The following is a 15,648-nucleotide window of genomic DNA, read 5'->3' on the forward strand; positions in this document are numbered from 1 at the left end:
AGCACCTTCTCCCCGGGTGCGCGCCGTTCGTGGACACGCTGATCCGCGCGCTTCCCGAGCTTCGGGTCCTGGTCACCGGCCGGCGGCCGCGCGGCGGCCCCCGCCGCCACGCCCGCCCGCGCCGAGGCGAGGGCCCGGCAGGAGGCGCCCGCGGCTCCCCGGAAGGGCAGGGCCCCGGCGAAGACCGGCGCCGGATCCGCCGCGGCCCCCAAGCGCGACGCCGTACGGGCGGCCGCGGCCGGCCGTGTCGCGCCGCCCAGTGAAAGGCCACTCCGTGAGAGGCCGCTCCGGGAGACGCCGGAGCGTGAGTCGCCGCGCCGGGAGAGCCCGGAGCGGGAGCGCCGGGACACCGCCGAGGCCGCGCCCGCGCCGGGACGCGCCCGGCGTGGCGCGGGCGCCGCTGCCTCCCCGGCGACGTCCCCACGTGCCAGAATGGCGCGGCGAGCGTTCCGGCGGCCTCCGCGTGCGCCGTTCGTGCTGCTCGTCGTGGGTCTCATGTGCGGGGGTCTGGTGACCCTCCTGCTGCTCAACACGGTCCTCGCGCAGGACTCGTTCAAGCTGACCGACCTGCGGTCGAGCATCGACGACCTGCACCGGCAGGCCGCCGAGCAGGAGAACCTGCTCCGCACGTGGAGCCAGCCCGGCGCGGTGGACGAGGCGGGTCGTGGGCAGGGCCTGGAGCAGGACCGCTCCGCCCCTCGGTTCATCACGACGGGCGAGGGCACGGCCGGGCAGCAGGGCCAGGAGGCGGGCACGGAGGAGGGCACGGACCGGTGAGAGACAGCGGCCGGAACCCGGGTCCCGGCCGCGGGGGTCCCACCGGGCGTGGTGGCGGCCAGGGCCCGGGCGGCGGCAGGCGTGACCCGGGGTCCCCGGGACGGCCCTCCCGTCAGGACGGACCGCAGAAACCCGGCCGTCCCGGCCGCCCGTCCGATCCCGGGTCCGGCGACGCGTCCGGCCGCCCCGCACGCCCGGCACGCCCGGGCGCCGGTGGCGGAGCCGGGCGCGGCGGCGACGCCGGCCGCACGAGAGGCCCCGCGGACCGTGACGCCGCAGCCCCCGACCGCCCCGCCCGCGACACCCGTGCGGCCCGTGGTCGTACGGACGGCGACCGCGTGCCGGGCGGCCGCGCGGCGCGTGACCGTGCGGGAGGCGAGCGGGTGGCAGCGGACCGCGTCTCGGGCAACCGTGCGGCGAGTGGCCGTGCGGGTAGCCGCGCGGGTGGCGAGCGCGCGGCGGACCAGCGTGTGCCGGGCGGCCGCGCGGCGAGTGGCCGTGCCGGCAACCGTGCGGGCAACCGTGCGGGAGGCGAGCGCGCGGCCGATCAGGGCGTGCCGGGCGACGGTGCGTCCCGGGCCGGGAGCGGCGGCTCGGATCGGGGCCGTGGCGGAGCCGCGGGGCGGCCACGTGGCGCGGGGAGCGGCGGTCAGACGCCGGCCCGGTCCCGCGCGGGCGCAGGAAGCGACGTCCCGTCCCGCGGCGCCGGTGGGGCCCGCCCGCCTGCCGGAGCGGCCTCGGCCAGGGGAGCGTCCTCCGGGGGCGCGCCGGGCGGTGGGGCCTCGGCCAGGGGTGCCACGGGCGCCGGCGCCTCCGGCAAGGGCGCGCCGGGGGCTGGGCCCTCGCCCAGGGGTGGCTCGGCCGCGGAAGGCGGAAGAGCGTCGGGCGGCGCGGGCCAGGGCCGTGCCCGGACGGGCGGCACTCCGCCGCGAACCCCGCCGCGTACACCAGCAGGCGCACCGCCGCGCACACCACCAGGCACTCCGCCGCGCACATCAGGGCGCACCCCGCCGCGTCCGCTCCGGGCGCCGGGCGGGCCGCCGCCACCCCCGCGCCCGCCGGCCGTGCTGCGGCTGGGCAACCCGGTACGGCGGCTGCGGGCGGCGATGCTGGTGATGGCGATCGTGCTGTCGCTGTTCGCCGGACGGCTGGTGCAGCTGCAGGGGCTCGACTCCAAGGTGCTCCAGGCGAAGGCCGTGCAGCAGCGGGTGCAGCCCGAGATCCTGCCGGCGCGGCGCGGCGCGATCACCGACGCGGAGGGCCACGAGCTCGCGGTGACGGTCGAAGCCAGAGAGGTCTACGTCGACCCCAAGGACGTCGACCCGGCCAAGCGCGACCTGGTCGCCACCACGCTGGCGCGTGAGCTGAACAAGCCCAAGGAGGACGTCGCCGCCGCGCTGGCCAAGACCACCCAGCGTTACATCCCGCTGGCGCGCGACGTCGAGCCGCTGCGGGCCAAGCGCATCATGGGCTTCAAGCTCAGGGGCGTCGGCACCAAGGAGACCTACCGCCGTCTCTACCCCGGCAAGTCGCTCGCGGGCGGCCTGCTCGGCTTCACCGGCGTGGACGGCCGGGGCCTGGAGGGCCTGGAGAGCGCGTACAACGACGTCCTCGCGGGCCGGGACGGCAAGCAGAGCATCGAGCTCGGCGCGAACCGCCAGCGCATCCCGATGACGCGCAGCCAGCGCGAGGCGCCGGTGCCCGGACGGGACGTCCGGCTGACCATCGACCGGGACCTGCAGTGGGCCGCCGAGCAGACGCTGGCCCGGCGGGTGCACGACACCGGGGCGCGCAGCGGCAGCGTGATCGTGATGGACGTGGCCACCGGCCGGATCCTCGCCATGGCCAACGCGCCCCAGGCCGACCTCAACGACTGGCAGTCCGCCCCGGCGGAGGACCGCGCCAACCGCGCGGTGTCGGAGATCTTCGAGCCGGGCAGCACCAACAAGGTCATCACGGCCGCCGCGGCGATGGAGGCGGGGGTGGTCACGCCCGACACCGTCTTCCGGGTGCCCGACCACATCCAGTGCGCCGACCAGCAGCTCAAGGACGCCCACCCGCACGGGCCCGAGTCGATGACGTTCACCGGGGTCCTCGCGGAGTCGAGCAACGTGGGCACCATCATGGCGGCGGAGAAGATCTCCAGCCAGCGGCTGTACGACATGTTCCGGTCCTTCGGGTTCGGCGCGCGCAGCGGCTCGGGCGTCCCCGGCGAGCAGGACGGCCTGCTGCCCCAGTGGCAGACGTGGTCGGGCAGCCAGCGCTGTACGATCGCCTACGGCCAGGGCATCTCGGTCACCGCGCTGCAGATGGCCAGCGTCTACCAGACGATCGCCAACGGAGGAGTGCGGGTGACCCCCTCGATCGTGGCGGGCACCACCGACGCGCACGGCGCGTTCGTCGCCGCTCCGGCCGCCAAGGGCACGCGGGTGATCGGCGAGACGACCGCCCGATCCATCGCGCTCATGCTGGAGGCCGCGGTCGGCCACGAGGGCACGGGAGAGGAGGCCTCGATCGAGGGCTACCGTGTCGCGGGCAAGACCGGCACAGCGATGCGGTACGACGAGAAGTGCGCGGGATACTGCGGATACACCGCGACGTTCGTGGGCTTCGCCCCCGCCGACCAGCCCCGGCTGATGGCCCTGGCCGTCATCCAGGACCCGAAGAAGGACCACTACGGCGGCGCCGTCGCCGCCCCGGTGTTCAAGGACGTCATGACTTTCGCGTTGAAGAGCAGGAAGATCCCCCCGACCGGCACGAAGGCGCCCGCGATGGTCCTTCGCCCCGCGGAGTGACCGGGACCGAACCGGCCGGGGTGGAGACCACGCGGGCCCCGGCGACGGACGGCCGGGTGGCGGAGGCGAGCGGCGGAGAGGGGTACGCTCTCGCCGTGCGTTCCGCGTCGTCCATGCGTCCAGAGGCCGTCCAGGCCCGCCCGCTGTCCGCGCTCGCGTCCCTGCTCGGCCCGTCGTCGTCGGCCGTGCCCTCCCCCGGAGCGCGGGTGGTCCGCGGCGCCGTCACCGGCGTCACCCTCGACTCGCGCCGGGTGCGGCGCGGCGACCTGTACGTGGCGGTGGCCGGAGCCTCCCGGCACGGCGCGGAGTTCGCCGGAGCCGCCCTCGCGGCGGGCGCGGCGGCGATCCTCACCGACCCCGAGGGCCGTGACGCGGCCGCGGCCACCGGCCTGCCGGTGCTCGTCGTGCCCGACCCGCGGGCGGTGCTCGGGCAGGTGGCCTCCTGGGTGTACGGCAGGCCCGCGTCCGGCATCACGCTCATCGGCGTGACCGGCACCAGCGGCAAGTCCACCTCCACCTTCCTGCTGGAGGCGGGACTGCGGGCGGCGGGCCACCGCACCGGCCTCGTCGGCGGCGTGGAGATCCGCGCCGGGGACGTGCGGTTCACGCCCGATCTGACCACTCCCGAGGCGACCGACCTGCAGGCCCTGTTCGCGCTGATGCGCGAGCAGGGCGTGAGCGCCGCGGCCATGGAGGTCTCCAGCCACGCCCTGGCCCTCGGCCGGGTGGACGGCCTCTTCTACGATGTGTCGATCTTCACGAACCTGTCGCAGGACCACCTGGACTTCCACCGGGACCTGGACGACTACTTCGCGGCCAAGGCGCGCCTGTTCACCCCCGAGTTCAGCCGTCTCGGGGTGGTGAACGCCGACGACGCCCACGGCCGCGAGCTGGCCGGCACGGCCAAGATCCCGATCACCACGTTCTCCGCCACGGGAGCGCCGGAGGCCGACTGGCGCGCCGAGGACGTCCGCCTCGGCTCCGCCGGCAGCCGGTTCCGCCTCGTCGGCCCCGGAGGGGTCGAGGCCGACGTGGCGGTGGCGCTGCCCGGCCCGTTCAACGTGGCCAACACGCTCGGCGCGCTGGTCGCGCTGGTGGAGACGGGCGTCCCGCTGCAGGCCGCGGTGACCGGCGTCGGCGAGTTCACCGGCGTCCCCGGCCGGATGGAGCGGGTGCCGGGCGACGGCGACGTGCCGGGGGACGTGCAGGTGATCGTCGACTACGCGCACAAGCCGGGCGCGGTGGAGTCGGTGCTCAACTCGCTGCGGGCGGTGCTGGACGACGGCCTGGACAAGGGGCCGGACGGCACACCCGACGACGGGCCCGGTGGGCGCCTGGTCGTCGTGCTGGGCTGCGGCGGCGACCGCGACCGCGGCAAGCGTCCGATGATGGGCGAGGCCGCCGCCCGCCTCGCCGACGTGGCGATCCTGACCAGTGACAATCCTCGAACGGAGGACCCGCTCGCGATCCTCGCCGCGATGCTGGAGGGCGCGCTGCGGGTACCTCCGAAGGAGAGGGCGCACGTCGTCGTGGAGCCGGATCGGGCGGCCGCCATCCGCCTGGCCGTCGGCGGTGCTTCGCCCGGAGATGTGGTAGTTGTGGCGGGCAAGGGACACGAGCTGGGGCAGTATGTCGGGGGCGAGGTCATCCCCTTCGACGACCGTGAGGTGGCCGCCGCGGCCATCGCGGAGCGGAACCGGGCACGGCGGGCCGCAGGGGAGACCGCCGGTGCGTGAGGCGGTGTTACGGAGCGCCCCAGGCGTCCCGGGTCACATGGCTCCGGTTCACATGGCTCCGGTTGACAGCGCTCCGGGTGACGGTGCTCCACCGCTTCACGGGGGCCCGACAAGCGACGCGAAAGAGAGCAGGACAGACACATGATCCCGTTGCCGCTGGCCCGGGTCGCCGAGATCACGTCGGGAGCCCTGAACGGCCTGGCCGACCCCGCGGCCTTGGTCCGAGGACCGGTCGTGATCGACTCGCGGGCGGTCGTGCCCGGCTCGCTCTTCGTGGCGATCAAGGGGGAGCGGGCCGACGGGCACGACTTCGCCCGGCAGGCCCACGAGGCGGGCGCCGTCGCCGTCCTCGCCACCCGGCCGGTCGACGCGCCGGCCGTGATCGTGGGGGACCCCCAGGCAGCCCTGGCCGCCCTGGCGAACGCCGTGGTGAGGGAGCTTCCCGGCGCCACCGTGGTGGGCGTGACCGGCTCCGCGGGCAAGACCACGACCAAGGACCTGCTGGCCGGGCTCGCCGCGCGGATGGGCCCGACGGTCGCGCCGGTCGGCTCGTACAACAACGAGATCGGCCATCCGCTGACCGTGCTCAAGGCCGACGAGGGCACCCGGTTCCTCGTGCTCGAACTGAGCGCGCGCAACATCGGCCACATCGCCTACCTGGCGGAGATCGCCCCGCCGCGCATCGGCGTGGTGCTGAACGTCGGCACCGCCCACCTCGGCGTGTTCGGCGGCAAGGAGGCGATCGCCCGGGCCAAGGGCGAGCTCGTCGAGGCGCTGCCCGCCGACGGGACCGCGGTGCTCAACGCCGACGATCCGCTGGTCAGCGAGATGGCCGGCCGTACGGAGGCCAGGGTGACCTGGTTCGGCCGCGCGGCCCGCGCGCACGTGCGGGCGGAGGACGAGACGCTCGACGCGGCAGGCCGCGCCTCGTTCACGCTGCGCACGCCGTCCGGCGCCGCCCCGGTGCGGCTGCGCCTGTACGGCGCGCACGCCGTCGAGAACGCCCTGGCCGCCGCGGCCGCCGCCTACGAGCTGGGCATGCCGGTGGCGGCCATCGCCGAGGAGCTGTCGGCGGCCGAGCCGCGCAGCCGCTGGCGGATGGAGGTCACCGACCGGCCCGACGGCGTGACCGTGATCAACGACGCGTACAACGCCAACCCCGACTCCATGCGGGCCGCCTTCGGCAGCCTCGGGGTCATCGGCGCCGGGCGGCGGCGGTTCGCGGTGATCGCCGCGCTGCGCGAGCTGGGCGAGGACGGCCCGGCGCTGAACGAGGACCTCGGGCGGCTGGCCGCCGGAGCGGGGCTGGAAGCGGTGATCGTCGTGGGGGAGGACGCCGGGCCGGTGCTCAGGGGCGCCCCCGGCGCGATCCACGCGCCCGACACCGCCGCGGCGGCGCGGGAGCTGTCGGACCGGCTCGCGCCCGGGGACGCGGTGCTGGTGAAGGGGCCGCGTGCGGCCGGGCTCGAGCGGGTCGCCGAGGCGATCCTCGGAGGTGACGCCCGGTGAGGAACATCCTCATCGCGGGGGCGATCTCGCTGCTGCTGTCCATGGTCGGCACGCCGCTGGCCATCCGGCTGTTCGCCCGGCGCGGGTACGGCCAGAACATCCGGGAGGAGGGCCCGTCGGGTCACTACGACAAGAAGGGCACTCCCACGATGGGCGGCACGGTGATTGTGATCGCCGCGCTGATCGGCTATTTCCTGGCCCACGGGGTGACCGTCTTCTCGGCGGTCAGCGACCCTCCGACGGCCTCGGGCCTGCTGGTGCTGTTCCTGATGACCGGCCTCGGGGCGGTCGGCTTCCTCGACGACTTCATCAAGATCTACAAGCAGCGGAGCCTGGGCCTGCGCAGCGGCGCCAAGGCCGCCGGCCAGCTCGTCGTCGGCGCGGTCTTCGCGGTGCTCGTGCTGCGGTTCCCCAACGCCTACGCCGTGACCCCGGCCGACACGCGGGTGTCGTTCCTGCGGGACATCGGGCCGTCCATCGGGCTCATCGGTTTCGTCGTCTGGGTCCTGTTCTTCATCGTGGGCTTCTCCAACGCGGTGAACCTGACCGACGGGCTCGACGGCCTGGCCTCCGGCGCCACCTGCCTGGTCCTCGCGGCGTACGTGCTCATCGGCAACTGGCAGCTGCGCAACAGCTGCACGACGGTCGGCTTCGGCCCCAACTGCTACTGGGTGCGAGATCCGCTCGACCTGGCGGTGGTCGCGGCGGCGGTGCTGGGGGCCTGTCTGGGCTTCCTGTGGTGGAACGCCCCGCCCGCCAAGATCTTCATGGGCGACACCGGCTCGCTGGCCCTCGGCGGCGTGATCGCCGGTCTCGCCTTCACCACCCGGACCCAGCTCCTGCTGGTCATCCTGGGCGGCCTGTTCGCGCTCATCACGATGTCGGTCATCATCCAGGTCGGGTTCTTCAAGATGACCCGCAAACGGGTCTTCCGGATGGCTCCGCTCCAGCACCACTTCGAGCTGTCCGGCTGGGCCGAGACCACGATCGTGGTCCGCTTCTGGCTGATCGCCGCGCTGTGCGTGGCCGCCGGTCTCGGCCTGTTCTACCTCGAATGGATGCCGAAGCAGTGAGTGTGGTCGTCGCCGGTCTCGGCGTGTCGGGCGCGGCCGCGGCCCGGGCCCTGGCCCGCCGCGGCGAGCGGGTGACCGTCCTTGAGGCGGTGGACGGCGAGCGGCAGCGCGCCGCGGCCGCCGACCTCGAAGCCCTCGGGGTAAAGGTGCGGTTCGGCGAGCCCGCTCTGCCCGAGGGCGTCTCGCTCGTGGTCACCTCGCCCGGCTGGCGGCCTGCTCATCCGCTCCTCGTCGCGGCGGAGAAGGCCGGCGCCGAGGTGATCGGGGAGGTCGAGCTGGCCTGGCGGCTGCGCGGGGAGCACGCCGCCCCCTGGCTGGCGCTGACCGGCACCAACGGCAAGACCACCGCCGTCCGCATGCTCGCCTCCATCCTGTCCGCCGCCGGGCACCGGGCCCTCGCCGTGGGCAACGTCGGCGTGCCGATCGTGGAGGCCGTGGACGGCCCGTACGACGTGCTGGCCGTGGAGCTGTCGAGCTTCCAGCTCCACTGGTCGTCGAGCCTCGCGCCGCTCGCGGGGGCCGTGCTCAACGTCGCGCCCGACCACATCGACTGGCACGGCTCGATGGAGGAGTACGCCGCGGCCAAGGCGCGGGTCTTCACCGCCGCCGGGACCGTCGTGTTCAACGCCGACGACGCGTGGTCGTCGCGCCTGGCCGAGCCGTACGCCTCCCGGGTGGGTTTCACGCTCGCCGTGCCGCGGCCCGGGCAGCTCGGGATCGTGGAGGACCTGCTGGTCGACCGGGCCTTCGTGGCCGACCCGGCGTCCTCGGCGGAGGAGCTGGCCTCGCTGGAGGACGTGCGCCCCTTCGCGCCGCACAACGTCTCCAACGCGCTCGCCGCCGCGGCCCTGGCCCGCGCCCACGGTGTGCCGCCCGAGGCCGTACGGCGGGGCCTGCGCGAGTTCACGCCCGACCCGCACCGCATCGCGCACGTCGCGACGGTGGGGGACGTCGACTACGTGGACGATTCCAAGGCCACCAACCCGCACGCGGCCGCCGCGTCGCTGGCCGCCTACCCCTCGATCGTGTGGATCGCGGGCGGCCAGCTCAAGGGCGCCGACGTGAACGACCTCGTACGGCAGGCCGCGCCCCGCCTGCGCGGCGCGGTGCTGCTGGGGGCCGACCGCGAGCTGATCCGCCGGGCATTGGCGCGACACGCCGCGAATGTCCCCGTCGTGGACGTGCCGGGGCAAGACACTGGGGTCATGGACCGCGTCGTCGCCGAAGCCGCCCGGCTCGCCTCTCCGGGTGACACCGTGCTGCTCGCCCCCGCCGGAGCGTCACTGGACATGTACGCCGGCTACGGAGCGCGTGGGGAGGCCTTCGCCGCAGCCGTGCACCGCCTGGCGGCACCGTGAGCGACCGGACGGTGAGCGACCGGACCGTGAGCGACCGGACGGCGAGCGACCGGGCGCCGGGCCAGACCGGCAGCCCGGCCGGCACCCCGGCGGGCCGGACCCGGGGGGAGCGGGCACAGAGCGAGCGGGCCCGAGGCGAGCGAACAGCGGGCGAGCAGGCGCCGGGCGGCTGGGCCGGCACGCAGATCGCGGCGCTGCGCGAGCTGCTCGGCCGCCCGCTGACGTCCTACCACCTCGTGCTGGGCTGCAGCGCGCTGCTGCTCGCCCTCGGGCTGATGATGGTGCTGTCGGCGTCGAGCATCGAGGCGCTGCAGCGGACCGGGAACCCGTTCTACTGGTTCCTCAAGCAGGTCACCTCGGTGGCGATCGGGCTCCCGCTCATGTGGGTGTGCTCCCGGCTGCCGCAGCGGTTCTTCCGCCTCGCCGGCTATCCGCTGATGGGCCTGTCGATCCTCGGCCTGCTGATGGTCATCTTCCTCGGCCAGGAACTGCTGGGCGCCCAGCGGTGGATCGTCATCGGCCCGTTCTCGGTGCAGCCGTCGGAGCCGGCGAAGCTGGCCCTGGTGCTGTGGGGGGCCGACCTGCTCGCGACGCGGGCGCGCGCAGGCCGCATCGAGTGGCGTCAGCTGCTGATCCCGCTGATGCCGGGCGTGGCCCTCTTGGCCGTCCTGGTCATGCTCGGGCGCGACCTCGGCACGACGCTCGTGCTCATGATGATCTTCCTGGCGCTGCTGTGGGTGGTCGGCGCGCCCGTACGGCTCTTCGGCGGCATCCTCGGGCTGCTCGCGCTGGCGACCGCCACTATGATCATCGCCGAGCCCTACCGGCTCCGCCGCCTGACCGGCTTCCTCAATCCGTGGGAGACCGCGCAGCACGAGGGGTTCCAGTCCGTGCAGGGCCTGATGGCGATCGGGTCGGGCGGCTGGTTCGGCATCGGGCTGGGCGCCAGCCGGCAGAAGTGGAACTATCTGCCCCACGCCGAGAGCGACTTCATCTTCTCCATCATCGGCGAGGAGCTCGGGCTGCTGGGGACGCTCGTGGTGGTCGCGCTGTTCGGACTGCTCGGCTACGCGGGGCTGCGCATCGCCATGCGGACCAGGGACCCCTTCGTCCGGCTGGCGTCCGCCGCCGCCACCGCCTGGATCGCCGGGCAGGCCGTCGTCAACATCGGCGCGGTCATCGGGGCCTTCCCGGTCACCGGCATCCCGCTGCCGCTCGTGTCGTACGGCGGATCGGCGCTGCTGCCGACGCTCGCGGCGCTCGGCATGCTGCTGTCGTTCGCCAAACGGGAGCCGGGCGCGGCCGAGGCGCTGGCGGCCCGTGGCCCCGGACCGGTCGCGCGGGCTCTAAGCTGGCTTGGCCTGAACGCCCGAGCCTGGCGCCGGCCCGCGTCCCCGCGCGAGGCCGTCCGGCGGACGGCACGGCCGCGTACGGCACGAGTGGGAACGACGCGGGAGCGGCCGCGGGAGCATTCGCGAGAACGTCCGCGGGAACATCCGCGAGAGAGCAGGGAGTGACATGAGGGTGGTCCTCGCCGGCGGCGGGACGGCCGGCCACATCGAGCCGGCGCTCGCGCTGGCCGACGCGCTTCGCCGGCTCGACCCGAGGATCGGCATCACCTGCCTCGGCACCGAGCGCGGACTCGAGACCCGCCTGGTGCCCGCGCGCGGCTACGAGCTGGAGCTCGTGCCCGCCGTGCCGCTGCCCCGCTCGCTCAGCCCCAAGCTCCTCACCGTGCCCGGCCGGCTCGCCGGGGCCATCGGCAGCGCCGCCGGCATCCTCGACAAGGTCGGCGCGGACATCCTGGTCGGCTTCGGCGGCTACGTCGCCACCCCCGCCTACCTCGGCGCCCGGCGGCGCGGCGTGCCCATCGTGGTCCACGAGGCCAACCCGCGGCCCGGCCTGGCCAACCGGCTCGGCGCCCGCCTCACCGACCACGTCTTCACCGGGCACCCGGACGCCGTCCTCCCCAACGCGGAGTACGTCGGCATCCCGCTGCGCCGGGAGATCAGCACGATGGACCGCCTGTCGATGGGGGACAAGGCGCGGTCGTACTTCGGGCTGGAGTCCGACCGGGTGACGCTGCTGGTGTTCGGCGGGTCGCAGGGCGCCCGCTCGGTCAACCAGGCGGCGCTGGAGGCCGCGCCCTACCTGCGCGCCGCGGGCGTCCAGGTGCTGCACGTGGTCGGGCCGAAGAACACCGTCGAGATCGAGCCCCCGCCCGGCGACCCGCAGTACGTGATCCTCCCGTACGTCGACCGGATGGACCTCGCCTACGCCGCGGCCGACCTCGTGCTGTCCCGCGCGGGCGCCATGACCTGCGCCGAGCTGACCGCCGTGGGGCTGCCCGCGGCGTTCGTGCCGCTGCCGCACGGCAACGGCGAGCAGCGCCTCAACGCCGAGCCGATCGTCCGGGCCGGGGGCGGCCTGATGGTCGACGACGCGGACCTGTCGGCGGCCTGGATCGTCCAGACGCTGCTGCCGATCCTGAACGACCCCGAGCGCGTGGTCGCGATGTCCGAGGCGGCCTCCCGGATGGGCCGCAAGGACGCCGACACGACGCTCGCCCGCAAGGTGCTGGAGATCGCTTCCCGATGAGTCTCGTCAAGCTCGTGGACCCCGTGCCGGCGGCCGACCTGGGGCGGGTGCACTTCATCGGCATCGGCGGCGCCGGGATGTCCGGCATCGCCCGCATCCTGCTCAAGCGGGGCGTACCGGTGTCGGGCAGCGACGCGCGCCCGTCCGCGCAGCTGACCGAACTGCGCGAGATGGGGGCCACCGTCCACGTCGGCCACGCCGCCTCCCACATCAAGGACGTCGACACGGTCGTCGTCTCCACCGCGATCCGCGACTCCAACCCCGAGCTGGGGGAGGCGCTGCGCCAGAACCTCCGGGTGATCCCGCGCGCCGCGGCGCTGGCCTCGGTGATGTCCGGCCGCACCGGCATCGCCGTCGCCGGCACCCACGGCAAGACCACGACGACCTCGATGCTGACCGTGGCGCTGCAGAAGTGCGGCGAGGACCCGTCGTACTGCGTCGGCGGCCAGCTCGTCACGACCGGTCTCGGCGCCGACGACGGCACGGGCGAGGTGTTCGTGGCCGAGGCCGACGAGAGCGACGGCTCCTTCCTCATGCTCGCGCCGCGGATCGCCGTGGTCACCAACGTCGAGGCCGACCACCTCGACAACTACGGAGACCCCCAGGCCGTCCACGACGGGTTCGCCCGCTTCGTCGAGCACGTCGGGTCGCTGCTGGTCGTCTGCGCCGACGACCCCGGCGCCGCCGCCCTCGTGCCGATCGCCCGTGAGCGCGGCCTCACCGTCGTCACGTACGGCGAGAGCGCCGGGGTGGACCTGCGCACGACCGACGTGGCCCCGCGCGGCCTCGGCGTGGAGTTCCGGGTGGAGCTCGGCCCGGGGGCGCCCGGCGGGCCGGGACGCGGCGAGGTGCGCCTGGCCGTGCCCGGCCGGCACAACGCGGTCAACGCCACCGCGGTGATCGCCGTGGCGCTGCACCTCGGCCTGCGCTTCGACGACGTCAAGGAGGGACTGGCCGCCTTCACCGGCGCGAAGAGGCGGTTCGAGTCCAAGGGCGAGGCCGGCGGCGTGACGGTCTTCGACAGCTACGCCCACCACCCGACCGAGCTGACCGCCGACCTGCGCGCCGCCCGCGACGTGGTCGGCGGCGACGGCCGGGTCATCGCGGTCTTCCAGCCGCACCTCTACTCGCGCACCCGGTTCTTCGCCGACGAGTTCGGTGCCGCGCTCGGCCTGGCCGACGAGGTCGTGGTGCTCGACGTGTACGGCGCGCGGGAGGACCCCGAGCCCGGGGTCTCCGGGGCGCTCGTCGCCGGAAAGGTGCCGCTGCCGGCCGAACGGGTGGTCTACGCCCCCGACCGCGCGGCCGTGCCCGCCCTCGTCGCCGGCCGGGCGCACGCCGGGGACATCGTCCTCACGATGGGCGCGGGGGACGTCACCGAGCTCGGCCCGCGAATCGTCGCGGAGCTGTCCGCCCGGTGAGGCGGGCCGTCCGGCGCTCGGCGCTCGCCACCCTGCTGACCGGCGGGGTCGTGGGCGTCGCCACCTGGGTCGTGTTCTTCTCGCCCGTCCTCGGCGTGCGGGAGGTCGAGATCACCGGCAACGGCCGCGTCCCGGCCGAGGAGCTGCGCCAGGCGGCGGGAGTGCGGACGGGCACGCCGCTCGCCACCGTGGACCTCGCCGGGGTCGAGGGGCGGGTGCGGGCGCTGCGCGCCGTCGAGTCCGCCACGGTCGACCGCGTCTGGCCCGGCACGCTGCGGATCAGCGTGGTCGAGCGCGTGCCCGCGGCGGCGGTCCCCCTGGGCGTCGCGACGGCGGTGATCGACCGGTACGGGGTCGTCCTCCAGCAGGTGACGGTCGCCCCGCCACAGCTTCCGGTGCTGCGGGTGGAGCGGGCCGCCGCCGACGATCCCGCCACCCGCGCGGGCCTCACCGTGCTCCGGGCGCTGCCGGGCGACCTCCTCGGCCGGCTGCGGGAGCTGCGCGCCCCCTCGCCCCGGTCGATCACCCTCAAGCTCACCGACGGCCGCTCCGTCACCTGGGGAGACGCGCGGGACTCGGCCCGCAAGGGGCGGGTGCTGCTCGCCGCGCTGGCCAAGCCGGGGAAGAACTACGACGTCAGTTCGCCCGAAGTGGTGACGGTCAGGTGACAAATCTCACTGACCGTGCTCGAACCGGCCGAAGCCGCCCTGGACCGGGGCATCGTGCGAATAGGACGGCGCGCGACACGCCGGACTGCCTTGCGGCGCGGTTAGTTGACCCTGGGGGACGCGCAACCCTACTGTCCGTATCAATCCTCAGGTTGACATAACTCTAAATCTCAACTTGAGGGTGAGAGTTCAAGAGAAGACGGCGGGCCCTGCCCGCATGAAACGCAAACGAGCGGAAAGGCCCCTCGTCGTGGCAGCACCGCAGAACTACCTCGCGGTCATCAAGGTCGTCGGCATCGGCGGCGGCGGAGTGAACGCCGTCAACCGGATGATCGAGGAGGGACTCAAGGGCGTCGAGTTCATCGCCATCAACACTGACGCCCAGGCGCTGCTGATGAGTGACGCCGACGTGAAGCTCGACGTGGGGCGCGAGCTCACGCGGGGCCTCGGCGCGGGCGCCAACCCGGAGGTGGGCCGCAGGGCGGCCGAGGACCACCGGGAGGAGATCGAGGAGGTCATCAAGGGCGCGGACATGGTCTTCGTGACCGCGGGCGAGGGCGGCGGCACCGGGACCGGCGGCGCGCCGGTCGTGGCCAGCATCGCCCGCTCGCTCGGCGCGCTCACGATAGGTGTGGTCACCCGGCCCTTCAGCTTCGAGGGCAAGCGCCGGGCCATGCAGGCCGAGGCCGGCATCGAGACCCTCCGCGAGGAGGTCGACACGCTGATCGTCATTCCGAACGACCGGCTGCTGTCGATCTCCGATCGCCAGGTGAGCGTGCTCGACGCGTTCAAGGCCGCCGACCAGGTGCTGCTGTCCGGTGTGCAGGGCATCACCGACCTCATCACCACGCCCGGTCTGATCAACCTGGACTTCGCCGACGTGAAGTCGGTCATGTCCGGCGCGGGCTCGGCCCTCATGGGCATCGGCCACGCCAGGGGCGACGACCGGTCGGTCGCCGCCGCCGAGATGGCGGTCTCCAGCCCGCTGCTGGAGGCGAGCATCGACGGCGCCCACGGCGTGCTGCTGTCCATCGCGGGCGGCTCCGACCTCGGCCTCTTCGAGATCAACGAGGCGGCCCAGCTCGTCAGCAACGCCGCCGCGCCCGACGCCAACATCATCTTCGGCACGGTCATCGACGACGCGCTCGGCGACGAGGTGCGGGTGACGGTCATCGCGGCCGGGTTCGACGAGCCCGAACCGGTCAAGCCGGTGGCCGCTCCGCTGGCGCGCCCGCAGCAGGCCCGCCCGGCGCCGGCCCAGGCCGCACGCCCCGCGACCCCGGCACCGGTCAGGCCGGAGCCGCGCCCGGAGCCGGCCCAGCCCTCCGTACGGCCGGTCGGCGCCGTGACGCCGTCCGCGGCCACCCCGGCGCCCACGCCGCCGCCCGCCACCATGCAGCCGGCCACGGCGCAGGCCGCCACCGTGCACACCACGGCCCAGCCGCAGGCGAGCGCCGTGCCGCAGCCGGCCCAGCCGGTGGGCCAGCCCGCCCAGCAGGCCGCGCCGCAGGCCGAGGGGGTCACGCCGTTCCCCAGGGACGCCGCCGACGGCGGGCGCGACCAGGGGGTCACCGGCCCGGTGTCGATCCCGAGGCCCACCCCCGAGCCGCCGGCCCCGATCACCTCCCGCCCCTCCCAGCCGGGTCCCCGGCGTCCGGTGGTGTTCGAGGAGCAGGAGGAGGAGCTCGACGTGCCGGACTTCCTCAAGTGACC

The 15,648-nt window shown here is 74.7% G+C and carries 12 protein-coding genes; 11 read left to right on the top strand and 1 reads right to left on the bottom strand.

Translation table 11 applies throughout. The annotated features are described in order from the left end of the window. Positions 1–212: hypothetical protein (locus FED44_RS36600; RefSeq protein ID WP_208759166.1), on the bottom strand; the 212-nt coding region annotated here is incomplete at its 3' end. Positions 213–432: 220 nt separating this feature from the next. Here FED44_RS36600 and ftsL point away from each other — a divergent pair. The 11 genes from ftsL to ftsZ all read left to right on the top strand — a co-directional run bounded on the left by ftsL (position 433) and on the right by ftsZ (position 15,646). After that, positions 433–777 carry a cell division protein FtsL gene (ftsL, locus tag FED44_RS36025; RefSeq protein ID WP_165900912.1) on the top strand — a complete coding sequence of 115 codons (345 nt, stop codon included), beginning with the start codon at positions 433–435 and terminating at the stop codon, positions 775–777. Positions 778–1,841: 1,064 nt separating this feature from the next. Then, positions 1,842–3,572 carry a peptidoglycan D,D-transpeptidase FtsI family protein gene (locus FED44_RS25440; protein ID WP_244302258.1) on the top strand — a complete coding sequence of 577 codons (1,731 nt, stop codon included), beginning with the start codon at positions 1,842–1,844 and terminating at the stop codon, positions 3,570–3,572. A 113-nt stretch (positions 3,573–3,685) separates the two neighbouring features. After that, complete coding sequence (locus FED44_RS25445) at positions 3,686–5,308, top strand: UDP-N-acetylmuramoyl-L-alanyl-D-glutamate--2,6-diaminopimelate ligase (protein WP_138462408.1); 1,623 nt, start codon at positions 3,686–3,688, stop codon at positions 5,306–5,308. A gap of 141 nt (positions 5,309–5,449) precedes the next feature. Continuing rightward, complete coding sequence (locus FED44_RS25450; RefSeq protein WP_138462308.1) at positions 5,450–6,817, top strand: UDP-N-acetylmuramoyl-tripeptide--D-alanyl-D-alanine ligase; 1,368 nt, start codon at positions 5,450–5,452, stop codon at positions 6,815–6,817. Beyond that, positions 6,814–7,890: a phospho-N-acetylmuramoyl-pentapeptide-transferase gene (mraY, locus tag FED44_RS25455; RefSeq protein WP_111701208.1), complete on the top strand. Its 1,077-nt coding sequence runs from the start codon at positions 6,814–6,816 to the stop codon at positions 7,888–7,890. Before FED44_RS25450 ends, mraY begins: the two co-directional genes overlap by 4 nt. After that, positions 7,872–9,248, top strand: coding sequence for a UDP-N-acetylmuramoyl-L-alanine--D-glutamate ligase (gene murD, locus FED44_RS25460; RefSeq protein WP_138462309.1), 1,377 nt, complete (start codon positions 7,872–7,874; stop codon positions 9,246–9,248). Before mraY ends, murD begins: the two co-directional genes overlap by 19 nt. Positions 9,249–9,433: 185 nt before the next feature. Then, on the top strand, positions 9,434–10,765 hold the full coding sequence (gene ftsW, locus FED44_RS25465) for a putative lipid II flippase FtsW (protein ID WP_138462409.1): 1,332 nt from the start codon (positions 9,434–9,436) through the stop codon (positions 10,763–10,765). Position 10,766: 1 nt separating this feature from the next. Continuing rightward, entirely contained in the window at positions 10,767–11,846 is a 1,080-nt protein-coding gene (murG, locus tag FED44_RS25470; RefSeq protein WP_111701210.1) for an undecaprenyldiphospho-muramoylpentapeptide beta-N-acetylglucosaminyltransferase, read from the top strand. Next, on the top strand, positions 11,843–13,267 hold the full coding sequence (gene murC, locus FED44_RS25475) for a UDP-N-acetylmuramate--L-alanine ligase (protein ID WP_111701211.1): 1,425 nt from the start codon (positions 11,843–11,845) through the stop codon (positions 13,265–13,267). The genes murG and murC overlap by 4 nt, the downstream gene beginning before the upstream one ends. Next, entirely contained in the window at positions 13,264–13,935 is a 672-nt protein-coding gene (locus FED44_RS25480; RefSeq protein ID WP_138462310.1) for a cell division protein FtsQ/DivIB, read from the top strand. Before murC ends, FED44_RS25480 begins: the two co-directional genes overlap by 4 nt. Positions 13,936–14,185: 250 nt before the next feature. Beyond that, complete coding sequence (gene ftsZ / locus FED44_RS25485; RefSeq protein ID WP_138462311.1) at positions 14,186–15,646, top strand: cell division protein FtsZ; 1,461 nt, start codon at positions 14,186–14,188, stop codon at positions 15,644–15,646. Positions 15,647–15,648: the final 2 nt, after the last annotated feature.

The organism is Microbispora triticiradicis (assembly GCF_005864065.1).
Classification (GTDB): Bacteria; Actinomycetota; Actinomycetes; order Streptosporangiales; family Streptosporangiaceae; genus Microbispora; species Microbispora triticiradicis.